The sequence below is a fragment of the Cupriavidus taiwanensis genome (assembly GCF_900250115.1).
Taxonomy (GTDB): Bacteria; Pseudomonadota; Gammaproteobacteria; order Burkholderiales; family Burkholderiaceae; genus Cupriavidus; species Cupriavidus taiwanensis_B.
Window position 1 is genome coordinate 64651 of sequence record NZ_LT984805.1, and the last position, 22191, is coordinate 86841.

Below are 22191 nucleotides of genomic sequence, written 5' to 3' on the forward strand. Positions count from 1 at the left end.
AATCCGTAGCGCCTTCAGTTCCAGATCGGATCTTCCTTCTGCATCTGGTCCTTGGTTTTCTTCATCCAGTAGGCACCGATCTGGCGCTCGGTGACGTAACCCTGCTTTTTCACGTCGATCTTGTCGAAGTTTTCGTAGACCTTTGGCATTCCCGCCTGAGCCTCGTCACGAGTCAGCTTGCCATTATGGTTGGCATCGGCCGCCTTGAAGCGCTCGGCGATAAAAGCCTTGGCCTGGGCCGTAGTCGGGGGCGCTGCGGGAACGTCGGATGGCGCCGCACCCGGTTGCGATCCCTGGGGTGTCTGGGCGGCCGCGCCTATCGAAGTCAGTGCCATCAGGACTGCGAAACCAAATGCGGGCAATTTGCATGCGGACATGTCGTTCTCCTCGATACGTTATGTGTGTTTGGACTTCAGACACCAAAACGACTTCTGATCAAACTCCTGTGAGCCTTGGCTCACCAGCATTCTAGGCGCTCCGCACCGGGAGCGCTTCACTGGCGACTGTTGCAACCGGCCGACACTGTTTTTCCGTTTCGAGCGTTTCCAGTCATCGAATGTTGGCGGAGAGCGTATTACGCTCCTATGCTCGAACAGGTTGCCTGGCAGCATGCCGTAAGGTCAGCCATGCAGCGACTGAAGCCGTGGTTGAACCACCAACAAAAAAGAACGAGAGGAGAGCGGGCATGGCACTGAAAAGAATGGCCTTGATGTCATTGCTTGGATGGCCACTGGCAACCGTTGCGCAGTCAAGCGTCACGCTGTACGGCGTGATCGACGCCAACGTGGAATACGTCAACCACGCCGGCGTCGTGCCGACGGCCGCCAATGGTTTTAATCCGGGACCGGCCAACGATGCCTACCGTCTGACTTCGGGAGGGCTATCCGGCTCCCGCTGGGGCCTGCGCGGCAACGAAGACCTGGGTGGCGGCATCAAGGCCCTCTTCGTGCTGGAAAGCGGCTTCGGCATCGACAACGGCTTGTCGCAGCAAAGCGGCCGTCTGTTCGGCCGCCAGGCATACGTGGGCGTCCAAAGCAGCCGTCTTGGCATGGTCAGCCTTGGCCGGCAATACACCTCGATGTTCGAGGCCCTGGCCAACTTCTCTCCGACCGCCTATGCCACGCAGTATGAGCCGGTCGTCATGCAATCCGGCCCCAATTACCGCGCGGACAACACCGTCAAGTACACCGGGAAGTTCGGGGGACTGACGGCGCTCGCGCACTGGTCCTTCGGCGTCGGGGTGGCCTTGCCCGCCTCGGTAGGATTCCCCATTCCGATCGGCGGCAATGGCGAAGTCCCGGGGCAGTTCCGGCGCGACACCGCCTATGGCGGGGCGCTGGCTTACACGTTCGGCCCGTTCGCCGCGACCGCGGGCTATGACCAGTGGAATCCCACCATCGGCACCGGCACCGGCACCATCAAGAAAGCCGCGGTAGGCGCCAGCTATGCCTTCGGCCCGGCCAAGATCATGGGCGGCTACCGTTGGGGCCAGAACAGGAATGCGGCCGATGCCCTGATCCAGCGCGATGACTTCTACTGGGTCGGCGCCAACTATCAGGTCACGCCGGCGCTGGCACTCACGCTCGAGTACAACTACGACGATCTCAAGAACCTTTACGGCAATACAAGCGTGGCCAATCCGTGGCAGATCTCCTTCGTGGCCGACTACTCGCTGTCCAAGCGTACCGATGTCTACGTGACCACTGCCTATGCCAAGAACGCCGGCTTGATGCTTGACTCGCTCGCGACCGTCTTTGCCAACAGTCTGTCGCTGGGTAACAGCTATGTGCTGGGCAACGGGCAGAGCAATATGTTCGGCGTCGCCTTGGGTATCCGGCACAAATTCTGAGCCGACCCGCAATCGTCGCCTAGTTCCTGCACGCATTGCGTCGCAGCCTTCTGGAGGGCCACGTGTTAATCCGAAGCACAATCGTCTCTGCCTGCGTGGTGACCATGCTGGTTTCCGCATGCTCGACCACGCCGATAGCCGCAAGTCAGGCGGCGCCAGCACCTTCCGAGCGGCTTAGCGGATTGCAAACGCCGCCACCCGGCGAGTTTGCAACGCTGGTCGTGACCCGGGACCAAGGGTTCTACGGCAGCGCTTGCGATACCGTCCTGTCAGTCGATGGGAAGGAAGTTGGCCGACTCAGATCCGGTGAGGTGGCGCGGTTCTACGCCAAACCGGGGGCGATCATTCTTGGCGCCCAGACTTCGGCCATGTGTCTCGGTGGCTTGAAGGAGAGGGAGATAAGGCTCACTCCAGCTGCGACGGTCCGTTACCGGATTTCCATCGATTCGAGTGGCGGCCTGGATTGCGGCGATCTTTTCTCCGGCGATGAAGGGGTACCATCGTTCAATGTACGATCGGAGTTGGTCATTGAGCATAGCTGTCCGGATTTGTAGCAGGTTGTGCGCGAACCGGGGCCGCCAAGCCATCTGCTGCCGTTTCACGAATCGCTTGCTGGCCACCTGGTTGACGGCAGACTCGACGAACCCTGATGCAATGGGCTCCTCATGCCGATAGCGGTCACCGTAGTTCACTACGATGCAGCTCCGACTGTTGTCCAGGTAGACGATGAACTCCTCCAGTTTGTCAACGAGCTTGGCCTCTTCGGCGCTGGCCTCAGTACCAGATCCCAGCCCAGGCTTTCCAGTCGGCGTAATCTGGATAGAGGCAGCCATGCCATGAGTGCTACTTGGCGCCCCGCAGCGCCTTTACCAGAGTCCGCGCGCACGCGCCCGTCCCGCACGCCTCTTGATTCTTCGTTCGGCTGAGTGTGCAATGCCGAGCATGACCCTGAGCCATGCCTAAGGAGGATTCTGTGAAGAAGGGCGTTCTGATCTGTTGCGCCGCCGCCTCGGTCGGGTTCGCGGGCCTGCCTGCGATGGCGAAGGATGGTGTCGCGATCACGCTGCCGGACCAGCGGGTGGCTGTGCTGTCCGAGGGCGATCTGGAAGCGGCCTCGATGGGCAGCTACAGCGTCGCCGTGTTCAAGGATGCGCAGCTCCTGCATTTCGACGCCGGCGCGGTATTCTCGCGCAATGGCACCATCTTTCGAGATGACGGTAAGCTGCGCGCGAAGTTCGCCGACATCACCGGCGACGGCATCCAGGCGCTGGTTCTCTCCAAGCTCACCGCCGGCTCGGGAAAATACCTGGAAGTGGATGCGTTGCGGATCGACGCCGGCAGCGTACGCCTTCTCACGCGCGTCCAAACCGATACCCATCACGATGAGATCGCCGAGCTGAAGGCGGCGTGCCGGCGGGGCGCGTGCTCGCCCAAGTAGCGCGCCGAGCAGCGGGGCGCGGTCTCCTCAGTGGCGACCGCGCCATCGACCCGCGCTGGGGCTGGGACGTGGGTGACGGCGGACATTGCACGAAAGCTGCGATAAGGTTCGATAACTAGCCCGTATCACTCGTATGACGCCGCCTCGCGCTTGTCTATTGCGCAACCTCCCACGGGGGGGTCCCATGCGTCTGCACCTTTCCTCTGCTGTGCACACAGCACCGTGCGTTTGTGCATAAAAAAGCACAAGTTCTTACGCGCGCACGTTGCTAAAAATCCTCTTCGCTGAGTTTTCACCGTTTCGGATATTACGAATTCGATTATTTCGAATTATCATACCGTCACACGTACGATCCGGGGACTTCCATGCACGCAACCATCACTAACACGACGCTGCCTTCGGCAGACGAAAGCGCTATCGCTCGGGAATCGAGCCGTAGCCTGGCGGTGGCACTGGACAGCCGATCCGATACGCAGCAATTCGATTTCAAGACTGACAAGGGCGAGTTGCATAGTGTCACATTGCCCACCTCTGCTCTGAGGCTTCTCGTCGAGGTTCTCGCCGAAATCGGCCAAGGGAACGCCGTCTCCATCATTCCAATTCACGCCGAGCTGACGACGCAAGAGGCGGCGGACCTGCTTAACGTCTCTCGCCCATACTTGGTTCAACTTCTGGAGAAGGGCGAGATTCCGTTCCGTAAAGTCAACACGCATCGGCGCGTCCTCTACCAGGACGTTGTCAGCTACAAGCAGCGCATTGATGACGAGCGACGCAAGGCACTAGACGAACTCGCAGCGCAGGCCCAAGAGTTGGACATGGGCTATTGAGCATGACCTCCAACTTCGCTGTCGTCTACGATGCTTGCGTTCTCTATCCTGCTCCGCTGCGCGATCTGCTGATGCGGCTCGCGCTGACCGACCTGTACCGTGCAAAATGGACGAATCAAATTCATGACGAGTGGGTTCGCAACCTCCTCGCGCGGCGGCCGGAGCTTTCCGCGGATCGTCTTGCAGGCACGCGCGAACTGATGAACCGAAGCGTTCGCGATTCGCTAGTTTTCGGCTATGAACACCTTATTGAGTCCATTGAGTTGCCTGACCCTGACGATCGACATGTGGTCGCGGCCGCAATTCATAGCGGCTCGGAGGCAATCATCACCTTCAATATGAAGGACTTTCCGGAAGCAGCGCTCAAGGAGTTCAACGTCGAAGCGATCCACCCGGACGATTTCGTCGTGGACCTCTTTGATCTGAATGCAGGGAAGGTCCTAGCGGCAGTGGCGGACCACCGTGCATCTCTGAAGAATCCACCGAAGTCTCCTTCGGAGTATTTGACCACCCTTTCGGCGCAAGGCCTGACGCAAACGGTGTTGATCCTAACGCAGTACAGTTTGGCAATCTGAATCCCCGTGCAGGTAGCCAGTCCGTCCCGGCGACCGATGCTCGGCCCCCAGACGTCGTGGCAAGCCGGCGACGATCATATACGTATACGGCAGGGCAGATGCCTCAGCAAGAAGATGCTGCACCGGGCTTGGAACAAGGTCGTGCAAGCCGGCGACGGCTTTCACCCCGGAAAGTCTGTCACGGCACATTCGACATAACGCCCGTAAGCCGCAATTTGCCGGGACATGGCTCACCGCGGCCTTCGGCTTTCCCTTTCTCAGGCCGCCATGACGGCTCGCCAAAGCACCATCGCGCCAATGTTCACGACGACAGTGCCCCAGAACATCGCCTGAAACGCCCGCTTGCGATTCTTGTGTCGCAGCAGGTGCTGGGCGGCGAGCGCGCCCGGCCAACCGCCGCAGAGCGCCAGCAGGTGCAGGGTGGTCTCAGGCGTGCGCCACGTATTCCGGCTGGCCCGCGTCTTGTCGTCGCCATAGGCGAAGAACGTGATGAGGCTCGTCACGAGGCTGACCAGGCCGGCCTGGTGTGGAAAATAACCCATCAGGGCGCCGCCGGCGATGAGGCCCAACGCCGCGAGACCCGCGAACACCGGCCAAAGACTCGTGTCCGACCGCGCCTTCGTTGCGCCGACGATGGCAACGTTCAAGGCTTGTGGCCTGCCGTCCCGGCCTTTGCCGAGTTCGAAGCTCACGCGGTCGCCAGACGTTGGCGTCACGGCACGCGTTTGTAGGGCGGTGATGTGAAAAAACACATCCGTGTCCGCGTGGACGTTGATAAAACCAAAGCCCTTGTCTGCATGCCACGTCTTGACCCGACCTGCTTTTCTCATGGTTTTTGTGTGATGTTGCGCGAAGGATGCAGTTTAAGGGATGCCGTCAAGCGAAACTATGGCGGGAGTTCGCGAAGTTACCGGGTAGGGGCTGGCGGCTCTGCCACCCGTAGTCGGTGGGGTGTTGGCTCGTTGCAACCCGTTGTGCGTGTCAGATCGGGTAGATTTGCCGGTAGGGGGATGGCGCGGGCTGCAGTGGATAACAACAACAGGTAGAGAAATGGGTCGCAGAAGGAAGGAGCCGTCGCTTAGCGAGATATTGATCGATGCGCCGTGGTGGGTATCTGCAGCGCTCGCAGTGGGTGCCTACATCGTGTTGCGCGGGGTCGTCCCAGCGATATTCGGATCGAGCCCATTGTTGACGGGCATTGCGGTGTTAAGCCAGTCGTTAGCTTGGATGCCTGCCGCCATGTTCGGCTTTCTGGGTGTGCTGTCATACATCCGTGCGCGGCGTAGGGAAAGGGCAGGGCAGCAAGAAATCCCCGTGAGGGCTCGGAGTTCTCGCACGAGTCGATCGTCGTCGCGGTGGAAGTCATCCCAATCCTCCGGTGAATCCATGGGGTCCAGGGAGGACGTCGGCCCGCCGCCGCGGACAGCCGCCTTAGCGGAAAAGCCGGAAATCAATAGCTGGACGCTCGATGCCCTCCAGCAGCTGGAGTGGAAGCGATTTGAGCTGCTTTGTGTTGGGTACTACGAGGCGATGGGATTCACCGTCAAGACCGTGCCCCACGGTCCCGATGGCGGCATCGACGCAACCTTGTACAAGGCTGGCCGGGATGGTCCCGTGGCCGTGGTCCAATGCAAGGCATGGCGCAAGCCGGTGAAGGTGGAGCAGGTCCGCGCGCTTGCCGGTGTCATGCACGAACACAAGGTGCGTCGGGGCGTTTTCTGGTCGTTGTCTGGCTATGTCGGGCGACCGGTGCAGGAGTCGGCGGAGCGAGCCGGCATTCAATTGCTTGATGGTGCGGGTATTGTCGAACGGATACGCGCCCTCGATCAGTACAAGCAAGCGACGCTGCTGAAGCAGGCGTTTCGGGGGGACTATCGCACGCCGACATGCGCGGCCTGCGGAATCAAGATGGTCGAGCGGAAGGGACCAGCTGGTGCATTCTGGGGTTGCCTGAACTATCCCGGTTGCAGGGTCAAGCTCTCCCGCAACGTCTAAGAACCGGCTGGATAATCATCGCGCTTTCAGGCAAAGGTCACTCTCAGGTAAGGCTGGCTGTTCGGCAGGCTGGAGCGCCGGTTTTCTGCATTGATACTGACACTCTCCTTTAAGCGAGTCATGCCTCGTGAATCGCCCAGAGCGCGGCAAGAACCTGGCACTTTCTATCCGGTGGGCTCTTTCCGACCCTTCTCCGACGTTTGCCAGCGGGCTACCGAATGGCTGCGACGGCGGAGAACGGTCATCTGCTCAAGTGTTGGAAGCAATCGGGTGATAAAAGGAGGGACGGATTCACTGCGAGCGAGCCAGATCAGTGATGGCATCGCGGCTGCAAGCGATTTCACGTAGCCGGTACTTCTGAATCTTTCCGGTTCCGGTTTTGGGTAGCGGCCCATAAACAGGGCCTGTCAGTTTTTTTGTGTGCAGGGCAGGTAAAGGCTCACCGTCGATGGAACGGTGAGCCAGCAATATCTTAACGATAAGGGTGGGTGAAGCGTTCCTCGTAGAGGATCGCAAACTGGTTCATGGCAGCCTTCCAGTCATGGGTTGAACTGCCCCACTTCACCGTGATGTTTCGCAGCGCCAGCCACAGCAGCTTGGTCGCCGCCTCGTCGCTGGGGAAGTGACCGCGCGTCTTGATGATCTTGCGCAGCTGCGCGTTGATGCTCTCGATCGCGTTGGTCGTGTAAATGATCTTGCGGATCGCCGGCGGGAACGTAAAGAACGGGATCACCTGATCCCAGGCGCGACGCCAGGATGCGCCGATCGGTGCATACCGCCGACCCCATTCCCCGTTCTCGAAGGCCGCCAACTCGGCCAGCGCGGCCTCGACCGTGGGGGCCGTGTACACGGGCTTGAGCGCCGCCGCCACGGCGCGGCGCTCCTTCCAGTTGGCGTACTCCAGGCTGTTGCGGATCAGATGCACGATGCAGGTCTGCAGGGTGGTGTTCGGGAACACCGCGGCCAGGGCCTGTTCCATGCCCTTAAGGCCATCGGTCACCGCGATCAGGATGTCTTGGGTACCCCGGGTCTTCAGGTCGTTGAACACCTTCATCCAGAACTTGGCGCCTTCGGTAGTCTCGATCCACAGGCCCAGGATGTCGCGCGTGCCGTCGGGCAGCACGCCCAAGGCCAGGTAGACGGCCTTGTTGCGCACCACGCCGTCCTCGCGCATCTTGACCCGCAGCGCGTCGAAGAACACCACCGGGTACATCACCTCCAGCGGACGGGCCTGCCAGGCGGTGACCTCGTCCATGACCGCATCGGTCACCGAACTGATGAACTCGGGCGAGACCTCGGTGCCGTACTGTTCGGCCAGAAACGCCTGGATCTCGCGCAAGGTCATGCCGCGCGCATACATGGCGATGATCTTGTCGTCGAACCCGGTGAAGCGCCGCTCGTGCTTGGGAATCAGGATCGGATCAAAGCTGCCGTCGCGATCGCGAGGGATGTCTAACCGCAGCGGCCCGTCGTCGGTCAGAACCGTCTTGGCGCTCTTGCCATTGCGCTGGTTGGCCGTGCCGGCCGGGCGCTCGGCGCCAGCCGGGTAGCCCAGATGATGGCCGAGCTCGGCCCCCAGGGCGCGCTCGATCAGGGCCTTCTTGAACGCCATCGAGGCGTCCTGCACCGCCTCGGCGGTCATCGGACCCTTAACGAAATGGGCAATCAGGTCCTCGGGAATGGTCGGCAGCTCACGGTCGGCGGCCTGGCTGGTCTTGGTTTTGCGTGGCATACATGCTCCTTGGCGACATGTTATGCCCTAAACACAAAATTTCTGACAGGTCCCATAAACAACGCGCACGGGGCATTTGTAGTGCGCCAGTCGTGCCCGACAAAAGGCAATGATTCCCTCCTCGGCAGGTTCGCTCACCCCATCCTTGAGTTCGATGAACGCGCAGGGCGATTCTCCCCATTTGGGATGAGGTTGCGCCACAACCGCGGCAATCAGCACCGCCGGGTGCTGGTGCAAGACATCTTCGACCTCGACGGACGAGATGTTCTCGCCACCCGAGATAATGACGTCTTTCGATCGATCGGTAATCTGGATGTATCCGTCCGGATGCACCACTGCCACGTCGCCGGTGTGGAACCACCCGCCACTGAACGCGCGCTGGGTGGCTTCGGGGTTTTTCAGGTACCCCTTCATCACGATATTGCCACGTAACATGAGTTCGCCCTGAGTCTTGCCATCCCACGGCACAGCACTCATCGTGTCAGGATCCGCGACATACAATCCAGGTTGTGCCCGAGGTGTAGTTCAGAGCGATGGCGTCCCATTCATCCTCGGGATAGAGACCCGGAAAAGCCGGATCGCCCTGCTGAAGAAACTGCTCATATTCGAACTCGCCAATCAACTCTCCCGCCGGCGCCAGGGGGTCGAGGATATCAATAACCAGCGGAGGGCTATCCAGTCTCATCAGGTACGCACCGCGATGGCTGGGAACAACGCCCTTGGGGTCGGAGACGTATTCGTAGTGACGGGGGCCGGATCGGGCCTCGGGGCCGCCACCGCAATGGCGCTGGCGGAGGCAGGGGCGAAAGTGGTCGTCGTCGATCTTGACTCGAACTCGGGACAGGTTGTTGCCAGGCAGGTGGGCGGCATTTTCGTCCGGGCTGATGTCACGAAAGAGGAAAGCGTCAAGCAAATCTTCGACTATGCCAAGGCGCTTGGACCGTTGCGAGGACTCGTCAACTGTGCAGGCGTTGCGCCCGCTGAGAAGGTGATTGGCAAGAGCGGCGTGCACGGGCTGGCCTCATTCCAGCGCGTGCTGGAGATCAATGTTGCCGGCACGTTCAATGTGCTGAGGTTGTCGGCCGCCCTGATGGCGGAACAGCAGGCAACAGGCGATGGGGAGCGCGGCGTTATCGTCAACACGGCATCTGTTGCTGCCTTTGACGGACAGGTCGGCCAAAGCGCTTATGCAGCTTCAAAGGGCGCGGTGGTGGCAATGACGCTTCCGCTGGCGCGTGAACTCGCGCGCTTCGGGATACGTGTGGTCACGATTGCGCCGGGCATCATGGCTACCCCATTGCTATTGGCCATGCCGGATGAAGTGCAGAAGTCGCTCGGTGCGTCTGTACCGTTTCCTCCGCGGTTGGGCAAGCCGCAGGAATTCGCGGATCTCGTCAAGCATGTGATTGGCAACTCGTACCTCAATGGTGAGGTCATTCGACTCGACGGTGCCATCCGTATGGCAGCAAAGTGAGGGAATCATGCTGAACTCAAACATCGACCCCATCGTCATCCTGTCTGCAGCGCGAACGCCAATGGGCGGTTTTCAGGGAGAGTTGTCCCCATTGACGGCCCCGGAACTGGGAGGCGCTGCCATTCGTGCGGCCGTGGAGCGCGCGAACGTGAATGTAACGTCTGTCCAGGAATTGCTCATGGGATGCGTGCTGCCGGCTGGCGTCGGCCAGGCTCCGGCGCGCCAGGCCAGCATTCACGGCGGCCTGAGTCTCGCCGTGCCGTGCACCACGATCAGCAAGGTATGCGGATCCGGTATGAAGGCGGTCATGTTGGCGCACGACCTGCTTGTGGCGAAGACCAACGACATCATGGTCGCGGGCGGCATGGAGTCAATGTCCAATGCGCCCTACCTGTTACCGAAGGCTCGAGGCGGGTATCGACTGGGTCATGGGACGGTCCTGGACCACATGTTCCTTGATGGTCTTGAAGACCATTACAGCGAAGGCACGCGCGGACGCTTGATGGGAACCTTTGCGGAGGACTGTGCTGCTACGTACGGATTCACAAGAGATGCGCAAGACGAATGGGCGGTGTCGTCCACGCTGCGTGCGCAAGCCGCAATGGAAGCCGGGGACTTTGACTGGGAGACCGTGCCACTCACGTTGGAGGGTCGCAAGGGGCGGGTGCAGGTAAGAAGTGATGAGCAGCCCCGCAAGGCTGATCTGAACCGTATTTCCACCCTGAAGCCTGCTTTCAGGAAAGACGGGACGGTGACGGCTGCAAACTCGAGTTCGATCTCGGATGGGGCTGCCGCAATGGTTCTTGCACGGCAATCCGTCGCAGAGACGATGGGGCTGCAACCGATTGCGAGGATCGTCGGTCACGCGACACACGCGCAAACTCCGGCGACATTCACCACTGCGCCAATCGGGGCGATCCAGAAGCTGCTCGGGCAACTGGAATGGTCCGCATCGGAAGTCGATCTTTGGGAGATCAACGAAGCATTCGCGGTTGTCGCAATGGCGGCCGCGCGCGATCTCCGGCTGGACCGGGACAAGATCAACATCCACGGTGGCGCCTGTGCCTTGGGTCACCCCATCGGCGCTTCGGGTGCGCGGATCCTGGTCACGCTGTTGGCAGCGCTTAAGAAAACTGGCGGCCGTAGAGGGATCGCCAGCCTGTGCATTGGCGGTGGTGAGGCGACCGCCGTCGCCGTTGAGATGGCTTGATCATCGGTCGTGCTGCATCTCCGACGCGATGCAGCACGACTGCTGTCGCAAACGTGGATTAGTCGCCCATGTGGGCGAATTGCCGAAGTCCCTCAAGATCGATCACTTGGATCGCGCCGTATTCCATTGCAACCATGCCTGCATCAGCAAGTTCGCGAAGCGCTCGATTGGTATTCTGGCGCGACAGTCCTGTGAGCCGTCCAATTTCTTCCTGCGACAGCGCCAGGGTCCGGTCGGTCGAAGGGTAGAGTTGACGGTGAAACAATTCGGTGAGGCAGAACGCCACACGACCTGCTGCTTCGTGAAGCCTCAGGTTATGCACTAGGCCGACATAGTAGCCACAACGTGCGTTGAGCTGATCGATAACGTATCGGCTAAATGTGTGATTCTGTTCGAGCAGCCAGAGGAAAGTCGCTTTCGGTACATAGGCGATCCGGCTGTCTTTCAATGCCACTACCGAATACTGTCGTGGTTCGTCCTTGAGGACAGCACCCTCGCCAAACCATGCGCCCGCGGGCATGCTGGCGAAAGTAATGGCTCTTCCGCATGCGGATGCAGTATCTACTTTGACAATACCTTCGACAACTCCAAGCCAATGATCGGCCGGGGCGCCGCGGTGACAGGCCGTGCCTCCGGCGGTCAGGTGCTTTTCAAAGGAGTCCGTCATGACGCGCGCTTTTTCCTGGTCCGTCAGGCGATCGAACCAAGCGGAATTCCCAAAGAATGACGCGAGCGACGCGCGCATGGTCGTCTCAGCGGGCAGCGGCGGCCGAGAAATCTGTCTCCCGAAGCCGGGGGATAGCGATTGCATAGCGAGTTCTCTTTGGTTGCCCGTGGGAAGGCTCTTCTTCGCTGCGTACGGTGTGCACGAACGGAAGTCAACCTTGCGTCGCGTTCGGCTGCGGAGCGCCGATTCGCCGACAGGATGATCTTAAGCGAATCATGATTCCACTTAAGGCTAAGCGGCTCAACGGCCCATGTCAAGCCCTAATGCTCAGTAAAAGCAGGAAATTTCCCGGCTTTAAGGCTATTAAAAGTGCACTACGCTACTCGTCATCGGTCGCGTGGCACTCTTAAGTGCAATTTGGATTCCTATTTGCGCGAAACCAGGTAGGCGGCCCTGCGTTACTACGCGGCGCTCGGGGGAGGGAAGGACAGCATTTGCCCCGCAACTCCGCGCAGGCAGAATGTGATGATTGCGGTGGCATGCGCACTCAGGGACGTCGACGCCTCAGCGGCCTCATTGCTTAGCGGCACGACGAGGCCTTCAAACAGGCAGCCAACGATGCAATCTGCTGAAGCAGCGGCGTTCTGAGCGGGGAATGCCTTCTCGGTGATGCCTTGTTCGATGATTGTCTTGAAGACTCGGGAGAGGGCCCGATGATAAGTCAGGCGCGCTGACTCTACGTCGGGTTCTACAGGTTCAGCGACGAGCGCATGGGCCAGTCGTCGACCGCGGAGCGCCCGGCTGGCAAAGGTCCAGGCGGCCGCGCCAAGCTTCTCGCAGGCGGCGCCGTCTCGCATCGCAATTCCCGCTACAACTTCGACTTCGCGTTGTGCCGCCGATTTGACGACTTCGATCATCAACTCTGTTTTGGAGGGAAAGTAGCGGTAAAGCGTCCCTATCGCGATGCCGGCAGCATCCGCGATCGCAGTCATCTGCGCTTCGCGAAAGCCTGATTGCGCCACAAGTTCGCGCGCCGCTTTAAGAATAAGGGGATGCTTGTCGGCGCCACGGCGTCGGATCCGGACCCGGTGTCCATTCGGAAGATCTTGCATGTCGAATCTGCCGTAGTTCTGTTTCCGCATGGGGACCGCGGTCCACGCGATGGCGGTGCGCCGATTATGCCACGCACTGTCACCCCGTGCCCACGACGCAACCCCGTTGCCTCTGATGATCCTGCATCCTGACGCACGCACAGCTTTGTCCTATGCAAGACAATCTTCGCACGCGACGATCGTTACTGTTCCTGCTGTGGGTTCCGTGAGCACTGGAGTTGGCAATCCAGATGCACGCGTCGATGCACGATGGCCGATCGGAGTCGGCAGTGAAGTGCATGGGACCGCGGAGCACTGCGTACAACATGGCAAGGAGACACAACTATGAATCATGCTCGCGATAAGGTTTGGCGTAGCGTTGGGGCTTTGACCGTCCTCTCAACATTGGCGATCTCGCTGGCTGGATGTGGGGGTGAAGAGAGCGCCCCATCAGTCGGTGCACCTGGCCCAACGACTGCGCAAAAGTCACCGACGGAACTGTGCGGCGAGTTGAAGGGCATTGCCATTCCAGCAGGAAATATTGGCTTGGCCTCTACGGGGGCAACGATAACTTCTGCAACTTTGGTCGCTGCGAGCGACAGCGGCAATACGAGCGGTGAGTTCTGCAAAGTACTGGGCGGCATTCATCCCGTTGACTCTTCTGCACCCGACATCCAATTCGAAGTTGACCTTCCTACGGCATGGAACGGGAAGTCGCTCCACTTTGGCGGTGGTGGACTTGATGGAGTCATTCCTGACACGACTGGCTTCGCCGCATCGGGATTCTCGCCGTATGGCGAGCCGAGCGGTGTCCTTGCCCCGTTGGCTCGAGGCTATGTCACCTACGGTAGCGATGCTGGCCACCAGGCAGCCAATGACTTCGTCGGGACCTTCGCGTCAAACGATGAGGCACTAGCAAACTATGCAGGAAGCCACATAAAAAAGACGCACGACGTCGCGACGTTTCTGATGAAGACGCGATATGGGCAATCCGCGAGCCAGAGCTACTTCATTGGGGGATCTGGAGGAGGTCGGATGGGGCTCGTTGCGGCCCAAAAGTATGCGTCTGATTACGATGGCGTCATCGCCAGCTATCCTGCGTCCGGGCTGCTTGGTCTCTCATTCCAGATGGGGCGAATTTCGCAAGCCTCCCTCTCACCCGGCGGGTTTATCAATGCCGCTAAGGGCAAGGTCTTGCGAGACGCGGTCATGTCGCAGTGCGATACCCTTGATGGGGTAGCGGATGGTGTCATCAGCAATCCAGGCGCGTGCGGATTTGACGCGGCTACACTGCGCTGTCCAGGCGGTGCAGACACTGGAGACACGTGTCTGTCGGATGCACAACTCAATACCGTGGCGACAATCGCCACGCCGCTCATCACTACCTTCGACTTCGCGAATGGTATTCGAACCATCCCGGGCTACAAAGTACTTGCTGGTGCCGACTTTTGGGGGCCGCTGTATCCGTCCCTGGGTTCATCAGCAGCGGACGCCGTTGCGGATCCGGCCACGGCTGATGTGGCAAAGGCATCGTTCTTCTATGCCTTCCCGAATGCCCTGGTGAAGTATGCAATTGCTCGCGACCCGAGCCTCGACATCCTTACCTTCGGGTTCACGAATCCCGGCGCCCTGACCGCGCGGACACAAGCGGTGAGTCAGTTGATAGACGGAACGAGCGTCAATTTCGATGCCTTCAAAAACAAAGGCGGAAAGTTGATCCTGCAACATGGGCAGGCGGACCAGTTTATTCCTGCGCAGATGTCCGTTGACTTGTACAACCGCCTGCTTGCAGCCTATGGGCAGTCCCAGCTCTCATCGTTCCTGAAGTTCTATTTGCTCCCGGGCGCAGCGCATGGCTTCGGCGGCCAATTTGAAGGGGGTTACGACAGCCTGACGGCCCTGGACTATTGGGTGACAAAAGGGGTGGAACCCCATGATCTGATCGTTACCGATGTTACTCCGCCAACTACCGGTAGAAAGCGCCCGGTATGCGAGTATCCCGCGTGGCCAAAGTATGTCGGGGGCGACCCGAACAGTGCAACAAGTTACGTCTGTACTGCTTGAACCATCGAATGCACAGGTAAAGCAACCACATTGGCCCGACGTTTCGTCGGGCCAATGCATGTCGAGGATCTGGTGGTAATTGGACTTCATCCCTTGTTCCGCGCTGAGCGGAACTAAAAATAGGCCGGCTGCGCAGTTCTTGAAGGCCGAAGTAGGATTGACTTCAGCCATTCACCGCCTAGACGCGAATGGCTGAGACTGGCCGGCTACCGCCATTGCACCACGTCATCACCTGCTTGGTGGGAATGGGGAGGGTGTGACGGGGATCGCGGTAGGGACGGAGGTTACCCCCCGCCCCCCGCACAGATCCGTACGTGCAGGGCTACCGCATACGGCTCCTGCCTTGAGTCATGACGCGAAGAAGCGCTGTGTTGGGTAAGGGTGTAGAACGCGAACTGACGGTACATATGGCGCGACCCGTCGGAGGAATCGCGCCCAGGACATTCGCCCATATTGCCCACGTCGCCGGAGGGCATGTAACCAGGCTCGGCAGACCCCAGAACGGAATCTACTTAATCGCAGGTTGTTGCCCGGGACGGCGTGATAGTTGAAGTAGCCCTGCATCACACGGCGTAGCCATGTGCCGACCACTGCGATCGGTTCGTGCCGGCGCCGGTACAGCGCCTGCCGCAGTGCCTTGAGTGTGGCACGCATCCGCTTGCTCGATGTCAACCGCCTGACGATGAAACCGCCATTCGACCGCTTGGTCGCGCAAATGTGCGTGAACCCAAGAAAGTCAAACGTCTGCGGCCGGCCCAAGCCAGCGCGCTTGCGTAGGCTGGCCGCGTAGCGACCAAACTGCAACACTCGCGTCTTCTGTTCGTTGAGCGACAGCCCGAACTGAGCAAATCGTGCCTTTAAGGCCTCCAGGAATCGCGAGGCATCAGCCTCGGCCTCGAAGCCCACAACGCTATCGTCAGCATATCGCACGACGATCACGTCACCCTTAGCGTCGCGGCGACGCCATCGCTGGAGCCATAAGTCAAAGACGTAGTGCAGGTAGATGTTCGCGAGCAGCGGTGAGATCACCGCCCCCTGTGGGGTACCTACCCGTATTTCCGTCTTCGCCCCGTTCTCGATGACGCCGGCCGTCAGCCACTTGCGGATGAGCCGCAGCAGGCGCTTATCCGCAATTCGGTGCTCAAGGAACCGCATCATCCACCCGTGGTCGACCGTGTCGAAGAACGAGCGAATATCTGCGTCGAGCACCCAGTTCACTTTCTTCCAATGCAGCCCCACCCACAGCGCATCAAGCGCTTGGTGCTGGCCACGTCCGGGCCGGAACCCGTAGGAAAACCCAAGGAAGTCGGACTCGTAGATTGGTGTGAGCACTGTCACCACCGCTTGCTGGACGATCTTGTCCTCCAGCGCAGCGATGCCTAGCGGACGCTGTTTGCCGTCCGCTTTGGGTATGTACACTCGCCTTGATGGCAGGGCACGGTAGCGGCCAGCTTGCACCGCGTCCCAGAGCTTGCCTATCCGCTCGACCAAGCATTCCTCGTAGTCGTGCCATGTCACTCCATCAACCCCGGCCGCCGCCGACTTCTTCAAATGCATGAAGCTGTCGATCAGCAATCGCGGCGTGATGTGGTGCATCAGCGCGGTGAACTGCACCTTCTTGCCCGATGCCTTTTGGGCACAGGCTGCTTCGCGTACGCCGTTCAACCCCGTCGACGCGCGGGACCGGCTCTGTGTCCGGGGCGCGGGAGATTGTTCGGCGTTCCTCTTGGCTGCTCGCCTTCCCTCCCGATCCTCCGCAGACGCCGGCTTTGCGGCCGCGTCGTTGTTCGGATCGTTCCTCGGTACTACGCAAGCATCTGACTTCTCGCCAGCGTCGATGTCGGGCGTACGGCCATCGGCCTTCCCCGACCCGCCCACCGCCAGCTGCTCGGTGGGCACTGGCGAGATCTCCCAGTTCCTGTGCAGAGAGCTTCTGTGCATGCTCAGGGTCTTCGACCGCGTGGAGCCCGCCGAGAACTCGCGTTTAGCGCCCTCGACGATGTTGCCTTCCGCTTCGATCAACAGCGTCGGCGCTCCAGACAGAATGATTTCGCGGCTCAATGGCTGGCCTGCACTCTCCCCTGTCAACGCTTCGGCTGCACCCTCGCGGGTGCCGCCGCATGACTCGGGGCCAGGGTGGTTCGCTATTCCTTTCCTGTATCGAACTTTCATCGACTACTCTCTGCCAGTCTCCTGGCGCACTAATCGTACTTTTCGTGCAAAATCTGGCGGTTTCCCCGAAAGCCTTTGTCCACAACGCTTTCCGACAAGCCCACACTTGTTGACGGCTACGAATGAGAGGAGGGCGTAACATATGCGCCCGCGATTCGTATCGCGCCATCTCGATGGGGGCAAGAGATGCCGGGCTTGGGATTTCGCTATGTGGGAAGGGACCGGTTGCCGACGCGGTTGTCGGATTTCGATGTGGAGCGATATTTCGCACTGACCGACAGCGACGTCGCAGCGCTCAATGAGCGCTTTCGTCCCGACCGGCGCGCTGGGGCGGCCATCCAACTGGTATTCCTGCGCGCAAGTGGGCATAGCCTCGGCCAAGTCAGTACGCTGCCGCGCCAGTTGCTCCACTACATCGGCCAGCGGCTCGGTTTGACGACGCCGACCATTGCATCGCTTCGGACCCTATATCGCCGGTACAAAACGCTCTATGACCACCTGATCTGGGCCTGACGGCATCTGGGGTTGAAGTCAATCGGCCCGGACCAATGGGCAGGCCTCGAAGCATGGATGCGCAAAAATGCCAAGGAGTCGCTCACGCTCGACGAACTACTCCAGCACGCGAACTGCTGGCTGTACGAACGAAGGATTCTGATTCCCGCCGACCGGACGTTGCGAGATCTCGGACGATCGGTCTGGGCTGAGACCGAGCGCGACACGCTCGCCCTGATCGAGGCGACCGTCCCTGAGACGCAACTGAGGCGCGCCGATGCAGCGCTATCGAGCCAACACGACGCCGCAGACATGACCGTTCTCGACTGGCTCAAGACGCCGCCGGCCCGGCACAGTCCGACGACGATCACCGAAACGCTGGAAAAGATTCGGTTTCTCAAGGAGATCGGTGTACACACATGGACGCTGGACACCGTGCCGATCGATAAGCAGCGTGCGTGGGCACAGCGGATTCAGGCGCGCCGTCCGGTGAAGACCCGCGAGCTCAAAGGGTCGGCGCGCACTCTTGAGCTGGTATTTTTCCTGCGCGTGACGCTGCTCGAGTTGACCGATTCTCTGCTCTATCAAATAGGGCGCCGCGTTTCCGATCTGGTTCGGCACGCCTACAACAAGACCACAACGAAACAGGCTCGCTCTTCTGTTGAATATCGACAACAACTGGGGCGTTGTTGCATAAATCCGGGGTCGGTTGGGCTGACGTTTACGCGCAACGGCTGGAACGCTGGCTCTGTTAACTTCTGACGATGCGGCGTAGTGTCTTGGATTTTTTCCGGGACGATGCGCAAGGACAACCGACAGCAAGCCGAGCCCAAGGGGGTCTACCGCGTCAAGAACTGGGCGCAGTACAACAAGGGGCTGATAGCCCGAGGAGACGTGACGATGTGGGTCGAAGAGAGCTTGCTCGTGCCACCGGCTAAAGCCCAGTCGCCCAAGCGTGGCCACCCGCTCGTCTATACGGATGCGCTGATCCAGGGTCTGCTCGGTCTCAAGCAGGTGTTCCACCTGCCGCTGCGCGCGCTGCAAGGCTTCGCGCAGAGCTTGCGCACCCTGGCCTTCCCAACATTGCCAGTGCCGAACTACACGACATTGAGCCGCCGCGCGCAAAATCTGAACGTCGTGCTGCCCGCCTCTCGTACCGGCGAGTCGCTGCATCTGGTGATCGACAGCACTGGACTGAAGCTTTACGGCGACGGCGAGTGGAAGGTTCGCAAGCACGGTTGGTCCAAGCGCCGGACTTGGCGCAAGGTCCATCTCGCCATGGACGCGAACACCGGCCAAATCCGTGCCGCGCTGATGACCCATCAGGACGTTGGCGATGGCGAAGTGTTGGCCGACCTGCTCGATCAAATCCCCGCTGATACACCGATCGATACCATCGGAGGCGACGGCGCTTACGACAGCAAGCCGTGCCACGCGGCGATTGCCGCGCGGGATGCACAGCCCTCGATTCCACCACGCGATGGAGCGAAGCCATGGTCCGAAAGTACGCCGGGTGCAGCCTGGCGTAACGAGGCCATCGATGTCATCGAGAAGAGCAGTCGACGCGAATGGAAAGCCGCCAGCGGCTATCACCGGCGCTCGCTGGCAGAGACCCTGATGTACCGCCTCAAGACGCTGACGGGACACAGTCTGTGGGCACGCGAAATCGGGTCGCAGGCCACCGAAGTGGCCATCCGTGCGGGCGTGCTCAACCGCATGGTCGCGCTCGCTCGCCCGCAATCCGTCTGTATCGCCTGAGTTCAGCCTCACCGAGGAGCCCCTGTTTTCAATCTCGATTTATGCAACAACGCCACAACTGGTCGTGATCAAAGCGCTCGTTCATGACAACACGCGCCCGGCAGAAGTCCGACTTGCAGAGATAGGAGCACTTCTTGGGGAGCTACCGGACAAGCCTCCAGCCAGCCATGCGGCCAGCGTGCGCGAAACGCTGACTGATGATTACCGACGCATCCGTAGTCTCCTTGCACCCCTATGTGAACTGGAATTCTCGGGTCGGGACACAGAACCTAGCCTACAGCAACTCGAGCTTATCGCCAGGCTGCGCGATGACGGCGCGACGGAGTTGCCCATTGAACACGGCGTCCCGATTAGCGCCAACTGGCGCGCTTTGGTCGACTGCGACGATCGAAAGCGTGCACTGCACGCTCTGGAAGCCTCCGCGATCACGAGCTTGCGCAAAGATCTGCGCCGCGGGTCGGTGTGGATCAACCACAGTCTGTCCTTTCGTGAACGTGACCAGATGTTGATTCCACCGTCAGAATGGGAGTCCGAGCGAGACCGGCACCTATCATTATTGGGTCTACCAGCTACCGCGGATCCCTTTCTCGAGCGATTGACTGAGAATTTGAAGGCCAGTCTCGCCGCGCTGGAGGAGGCTCGCGAAGCCGGACGCGTGACAATCGGCAAGGATGGCGCTCTGCACCTCTCGACACTTGAGGCGCTACCGACGGACGGGATACCGAGGCGCACACGAGACCTGCTGTTCAAGGCGATCGGCGCAGCTCAGTTTGCGGATCTCATGATGGAGGTGGATGTCCACACGGGATTTAGCGAAGTACTGCTGGCGCGGAAGGCACGCGATGCCAAAGAACTTGTCTCGCTCTACGGCGCGCTGATGGCACACGGCACCGAGATCGATGCGAAAGGCGTTGCCGCCATGATTCAGCAAGTCGATGCTGCGGCGATTTCGAACACAATGCGTGTGCTCGAAATGTCGGGCCGGCTGTCGCGCGCCAACGCGCGCGTGGTCGAGTTTCAACGTACGCACCCCATTACAGAGTTGTGGGGAACTGGCCAGCGAGCCTCGAGCGACTCGATGAGCCTGGATACATCACCTCATCTGTTTTACGCTCGTGTCGACCCGCGTAGGCGCACCCATGCAGTAGGTATCTACACGCACGTCCTGGACCAGCATGGCATCGTGTACAACCAGCCCATCGTCCTTAACGAGCGCCAGGCGGGGGTTGCAATCGAAGGGGCAGTGCGCCACAGCGACACGCGCGAGGACGGCGGCCTGCTCGCGCTTGCCGTTGATACGCATGGGTATACGAACGTGGGAATGGCTGTGTCGAAGCTGCTCGGCTTCGATCTATCAGGCTGCTGAAGTACTCATCGCGCTAGCGATGAGTTTTCCCCGCAAGGCTGGGAGCGCTGTTTTTCACAATCCGGAAGCCGGACGTCACTGCCTCGGCTTTTTCCGCGTTTTGGCGCCCATTCCGGCCTCATTAGCGCGATTACTGCAACTGCGGACGGATTTGTCCCAGCGAGCGCATGCGCACGAGGTGGTAGGCGGCCATGCTCAGCACAAACATCTGATCGACTTTCTTCAGACCGCGCACCATCACCTGACGCATGCGCCCCACGGTCTTGACCCACCCGAAGCCCTGTTCGATCAGCTTGCGCTTTTGTTGCGAGACGGCATAACCGGCGCTGGAAGCAATGGCATCAGCAACGGCCGAGCGACGACCCGATGTGTTCTGCGCCACGTGGGGCGTCACCTTCATTTCCAGGCAGGCCTCAATGAACTCGTGCGCGTCATAGCCCTTGTCCGCGCCCACGGTGACTTCCACATTCAGGTCTTCAATCACCTGCCTGGCATCGTTAAGCATGACCTTTGCGGCCTCCCGCTCGGCGTGTCCGTCCGCCTTGGTCACCATGGCGCTAACCACCAGGCCATGGCGGTTGTCGCTCAGGGTATGACCCATGTAGCGCAGCTCACTGGATGTCTTGCCCTTGCGGTAGAGCTTGGCATCGGGATCGGTCTTGGATTCGTGTGTCTCGTTGCTGCGCTTGCGACCTTTGAAGCTGCCGCCGGCGTCATCGTCTTGGTCGTCGCCATCCTTGCGCACGAAGCTCTTGTGGCCTGCCCACGCCTGTATCAGCGTGCCGTCCACGCTGAAGTGCTCACCCGACAGCCAGTTCTTCTTCTGCGCGATGGCCAGCACCTCGTTGAAAAACTGGATCACCGCATCATGCTTGATCAGTCGCTCGCGGTTCTTGGTGAAGACCGTGGGCACCCAAACTGAGTCGTCCATCGACAGCCCGATGAACCAGCGAAACAGCAGGTTGTATTGCGTCTGCTCCATGAGCTGGCGCTCAGAGCGAATGCTGTAGAGCACCTGCAGCAGCATGGCCCGCAGCAACTTCTCCGGCGCGATACTGGGGCGGCCACCCTTGATATCGGCCTCGTACATCTGCGCGAACAGCCGGTCCATCTTCACCAGCGCCTGGTTGGCCATAGTCCGGATCGAGCGCAGCGGATGGGACTGCGGCACGAAATCCTCCAGCCTCCGCATAGTGAACAAGCTTCCCGTGAAGGTATCTGCGCCGCGCATGAATGTGGGATTGGATGGGATCCTCAAAGCAACGCTTCAGCCAGTCGTCGCGCTGACGTCCGCTGGAGGTATTTCAGCGGCCTGTTAAGGGTGGTCACCTTGCGCCAGGCGCAGTCGCGGTTATGCATTCGACAGACTCCTGATCAGGCAAATTGGTGATCATTCAGGGATATCCGGGTAACAAAGGACTGCCATTTTGCGAGCGCAGCTTGCACCGCTTCGTCGTGCGCAAATGCGCGAGGTCGTTACG

The 22191-nt window shown here is 60.1% G+C and carries 17 protein-coding genes and 4 pseudogenes; 11 read left to right on the top strand and 10 right to left on the bottom strand.

Annotated features, from left to right (window positions below; translation table 11 throughout):
• Positions 1–14 precede the first annotated feature (14 nt).
• Positions 15–377, bottom strand: coding sequence for a hypothetical protein (locus tag CBM2586_RS29425; RefSeq protein ID WP_012354450.1), 363 nt, complete (start codon positions 375–377; stop codon positions 15–17).
• Positions 378–685: 308 nt separating this feature from the next.
• Between CBM2586_RS29425 and CBM2586_RS29430 the strand changes: the two genes are divergently transcribed.
• Positions 686–1849: a porin gene (locus CBM2586_RS29430; RefSeq protein ID WP_012354452.1), complete on the top strand. Its 1164-nt coding sequence runs from the start codon at positions 686–688 to the stop codon at positions 1847–1849.
• A 467-nt stretch (positions 1850–2316) separates the two neighbouring features.
• Here the strand turns inward: CBM2586_RS29430 and CBM2586_RS32260 are convergent.
• Positions 2317–2692: pseudogene (locus CBM2586_RS32260) on the bottom strand (ISKra4-like element ISBte1 family transposase); the annotation flags it as partial.
• Between the two features lie 193 nt (positions 2693–2885).
• Between CBM2586_RS32260 and CBM2586_RS29440 the strand changes: the two are divergent.
• The 3 genes from CBM2586_RS29440 to CBM2586_RS29450 all read left to right on the top strand — a co-directional run bounded on the left by CBM2586_RS29440 (position 2886) and on the right by CBM2586_RS29450 (position 4689).
• On the top strand, positions 2886–3287 hold the full coding sequence (locus CBM2586_RS29440) for a PliI family lysozyme inhibitor of I-type lysozyme (RefSeq protein WP_370820323.1): 402 nt from the start codon (positions 2886–2888) through the stop codon (positions 3285–3287).
• Between the two features lie 365 nt (positions 3288–3652).
• Complete coding sequence (locus tag CBM2586_RS29445) at positions 3653–4114, top strand: excisionase family DNA-binding protein (RefSeq protein ID WP_012354456.1); 462 nt, start codon at positions 3653–3655, stop codon at positions 4112–4114.
• Positions 4115–4116: 2 nt separating this feature from the next.
• Positions 4117–4689, top strand: a complete 573-nt coding sequence (locus CBM2586_RS29450; RefSeq protein ID WP_018003706.1) for a PIN domain-containing protein — start codon at positions 4117–4119, stop codon at positions 4687–4689.
• A gap of 257 nt (positions 4690–4946) precedes the next feature.
• Here CBM2586_RS29450 and CBM2586_RS29455 read toward each other — a convergent pair whose 3' ends face one another.
• Positions 4947–5519: a DUF1294 domain-containing protein gene (locus CBM2586_RS29455; protein WP_012354459.1), complete on the bottom strand. Its 573-nt coding sequence runs from the start codon at positions 5517–5519 to the stop codon at positions 4947–4949.
• Positions 5520–6075: 556 nt separating this feature from the next.
• Between CBM2586_RS29455 and CBM2586_RS32265 the strand changes: the two genes are divergently transcribed.
• Positions 6076–6684, top strand: a complete 609-nt coding sequence (locus tag CBM2586_RS32265) for a restriction endonuclease (protein ID WP_018003705.1) — start codon at positions 6076–6078, stop codon at positions 6682–6684.
• Positions 6685–7156: 472 nt separating this feature from the next.
• Here the strand turns inward: CBM2586_RS32265 and CBM2586_RS29465 are convergent, their stop codons facing one another.
• The 3 genes and pseudogenes from CBM2586_RS29465 to CBM2586_RS29475 all read right to left on the bottom strand — a co-directional run bounded on the left by CBM2586_RS29465 (position 7157) and on the right by CBM2586_RS29475 (position 9101).
• Positions 7157–8416 carry an IS256 family transposase gene (locus tag CBM2586_RS29465; RefSeq protein ID WP_012354364.1) on the bottom strand — a complete coding sequence of 420 codons (1260 nt, stop codon included), beginning with the start codon at positions 8414–8416 and terminating at the stop codon, positions 7157–7159.
• Between the two features lie 27 nt (positions 8417–8443).
• Positions 8444–8926 (bottom strand): annotated as a pseudogene (locus tag CBM2586_RS29470) (AMP-binding enzyme); the annotation flags it as partial.
• Positions 8898–9101, bottom strand: a complete 204-nt coding sequence (locus CBM2586_RS29475; RefSeq protein WP_018003739.1) for a hypothetical protein — start codon at positions 9099–9101, stop codon at positions 8898–8900. The gene CBM2586_RS29475 and the pseudogene CBM2586_RS29470, both read right to left, overlap by 29 nt.
• Before the next feature lie 15 nt (positions 9102–9116).
• Between CBM2586_RS29475 and CBM2586_RS29480 the strand changes: the two genes are divergently transcribed.
• Both CBM2586_RS29480 and CBM2586_RS29485 read left to right on the top strand, forming a co-directional pair.
• Positions 9117–9890: an SDR family NAD(P)-dependent oxidoreductase gene (locus CBM2586_RS29480; RefSeq protein ID WP_012354461.1), complete on the top strand. Its 774-nt coding sequence runs from the start codon at positions 9117–9119 to the stop codon at positions 9888–9890.
• A gap of 7 nt (positions 9891–9897) precedes the next feature.
• Positions 9898–11100, top strand: a complete 1203-nt coding sequence (locus tag CBM2586_RS29485) for an acetyl-CoA C-acyltransferase (protein WP_012354462.1) — start codon at positions 9898–9900, stop codon at positions 11098–11100.
• Positions 11101–11158: 58 nt separating this feature from the next.
• On the opposite strand, the gene CBM2586_RS29490 is transcribed toward CBM2586_RS29485, so the two are convergent.
• Positions 11159–11845, bottom strand: coding sequence for a Crp/Fnr family transcriptional regulator (locus CBM2586_RS29490; protein WP_012354463.1), 687 nt, complete (start codon positions 11843–11845; stop codon positions 11159–11161).
• 383 nt (positions 11846–12228) lie between these two features.
• Positions 12229–12879 carry a TetR/AcrR family transcriptional regulator gene (locus tag CBM2586_RS29495; RefSeq protein ID WP_012354464.1) on the bottom strand — a complete coding sequence of 217 codons (651 nt, stop codon included), beginning with the start codon at positions 12877–12879 and terminating at the stop codon, positions 12229–12231.
• Positions 12880–13203: 324 nt separating this feature from the next.
• On the opposite strand from CBM2586_RS29495, the gene CBM2586_RS29500 reads away from it, so the two are divergent.
• On the top strand, positions 13204–14922 hold the full coding sequence (locus CBM2586_RS29500; RefSeq protein ID WP_012354465.1) for a tannase/feruloyl esterase family alpha/beta hydrolase: 1719 nt from the start codon (positions 13204–13206) through the stop codon (positions 14920–14922).
• Positions 14923–15270: 348 nt separating this feature from the next.
• Here the strand turns inward: CBM2586_RS29500 and ltrA are convergent, their stop codons facing one another.
• Positions 15271–16983 (bottom strand): group II intron reverse transcriptase/maturase, encoded by a 1713-nt coding sequence (gene ltrA / locus CBM2586_RS29505; protein ID WP_018003737.1) that lies wholly within the window; start codon positions 16981–16983, stop codon positions 15271–15273.
• A gap of 297 nt (positions 16984–17280) precedes the next feature.
• On the opposite strand from ltrA, the pseudogene CBM2586_RS32715 reads away from it, so the two are divergent.
• The 3 genes and pseudogenes from CBM2586_RS32715 to CBM2586_RS29525 all read left to right on the top strand — a co-directional run.
• Positions 17281–18267 (top strand): annotated as a pseudogene (locus CBM2586_RS32715) (DUF4158 domain-containing protein); the annotation flags it as partial.
• A gap of 117 nt (positions 18268–18384) precedes the next feature.
• Positions 18385–19344 carry an IS5-like element ISRta5 family transposase gene (locus CBM2586_RS29520; protein ID WP_012354468.1) on the top strand — a complete coding sequence of 320 codons (960 nt, stop codon included), beginning with the start codon at positions 18385–18387 and terminating at the stop codon, positions 19342–19344.
• Between the two features lie 55 nt (positions 19345–19399).
• Positions 19400–20698, top strand: a pseudogene (locus CBM2586_RS29525) (Tn3 family transposase); the annotation flags it as partial.
• A 142-nt stretch (positions 20699–20840) separates the two neighbouring features.
• On the opposite strand, the gene CBM2586_RS29530 reads toward CBM2586_RS29525, so the two are convergent.
• Positions 20841–21941: an IS5 family transposase gene (locus tag CBM2586_RS29530; RefSeq protein ID WP_012354469.1), complete on the bottom strand. Its 1101-nt coding sequence runs from the start codon at positions 21939–21941 to the stop codon at positions 20841–20843.
• Between the last annotated feature and the right edge of the window lie 250 nt (positions 21942–22191).

What these genes read in the sequence shown, in the direction of transcription:
- CBM2586_RS29530 (WP_012354469.1), bottom strand. Translation starts at nt 21,941, where the DNA reads ATGCGCGGCGCAGATACCTTCACGGGAAGCTTGTTCACTATGCGGAGG.
- CBM2586_RS29475 (WP_018003739.1), bottom strand. Translation starts at nt 9,101, where the DNA reads ATGAGACTGGATAGCCCTCCGCTGGTTATTGATATCCTCGACCCCCTG.
- CBM2586_RS29490 (WP_012354463.1), bottom strand. Translation starts at nt 11,845, where the DNA reads ATGCGCGCGTCGCTCGCGTCATTCTTTGGGAATTCCGCTTGGTTCGAT.
- CBM2586_RS29425 (WP_012354450.1), bottom strand. Translation starts at nt 377, where the DNA reads ATGTCCGCATGCAAATTGCCCGCATTTGGTTTCGCAGTCCTGATGGCA.
- CBM2586_RS29495 (WP_012354464.1), bottom strand. Translation starts at nt 12,879, where the DNA reads ATGCAAGATCTTCCGAATGGACACCGGGTCCGGATCCGACGCCGTGGC.
- CBM2586_RS32265 (WP_018003705.1), top strand. Translation starts at nt 6,076, where the DNA reads ATGGGGTCCAGGGAGGACGTCGGCCCGCCGCCGCGGACAGCCGCCTTA.
- CBM2586_RS29445 (WP_012354456.1), top strand. Translation starts at nt 3,653, where the DNA reads ATGCACGCAACCATCACTAACACGACGCTGCCTTCGGCAGACGAAAGC.
- CBM2586_RS29485 (WP_012354462.1), top strand. Translation starts at nt 9,898, where the DNA reads ATGCTGAACTCAAACATCGACCCCATCGTCATCCTGTCTGCAGCGCGA.
- CBM2586_RS29455 (WP_012354459.1), bottom strand. Translation starts at nt 5,519, where the DNA reads ATGAGAAAAGCAGGTCGGGTCAAGACGTGGCATGCAGACAAGGGCTTT.
- CBM2586_RS29430 (WP_012354452.1), top strand. Translation starts at nt 686, where the DNA reads ATGGCACTGAAAAGAATGGCCTTGATGTCATTGCTTGGATGGCCACTG.
- CBM2586_RS29480 (WP_012354461.1), top strand. Translation starts at nt 9,117, where the DNA reads ATGGCTGGGAACAACGCCCTTGGGGTCGGAGACGTATTCGTAGTGACG.
- CBM2586_RS29450 (WP_018003706.1), top strand. Translation starts at nt 4,117, where the DNA reads ATGACCTCCAACTTCGCTGTCGTCTACGATGCTTGCGTTCTCTATCCT.
- CBM2586_RS29500 (WP_012354465.1), top strand. Translation starts at nt 13,204, where the DNA reads ATGAATCATGCTCGCGATAAGGTTTGGCGTAGCGTTGGGGCTTTGACC.
- CBM2586_RS29440 (WP_370820323.1), top strand. Translation starts at nt 2,886, where the DNA reads ATGGCGAAGGATGGTGTCGCGATCACGCTGCCGGACCAGCGGGTGGCT.
- CBM2586_RS29520 (WP_012354468.1), top strand. Translation starts at nt 18,385, where the DNA reads ATGCGCAAGGACAACCGACAGCAAGCCGAGCCCAAGGGGGTCTACCGC.
- CBM2586_RS29465 (WP_012354364.1), bottom strand. Translation starts at nt 8,416, where the DNA reads ATGCCACGCAAAACCAAGACCAGCCAGGCCGCCGACCGTGAGCTGCCG.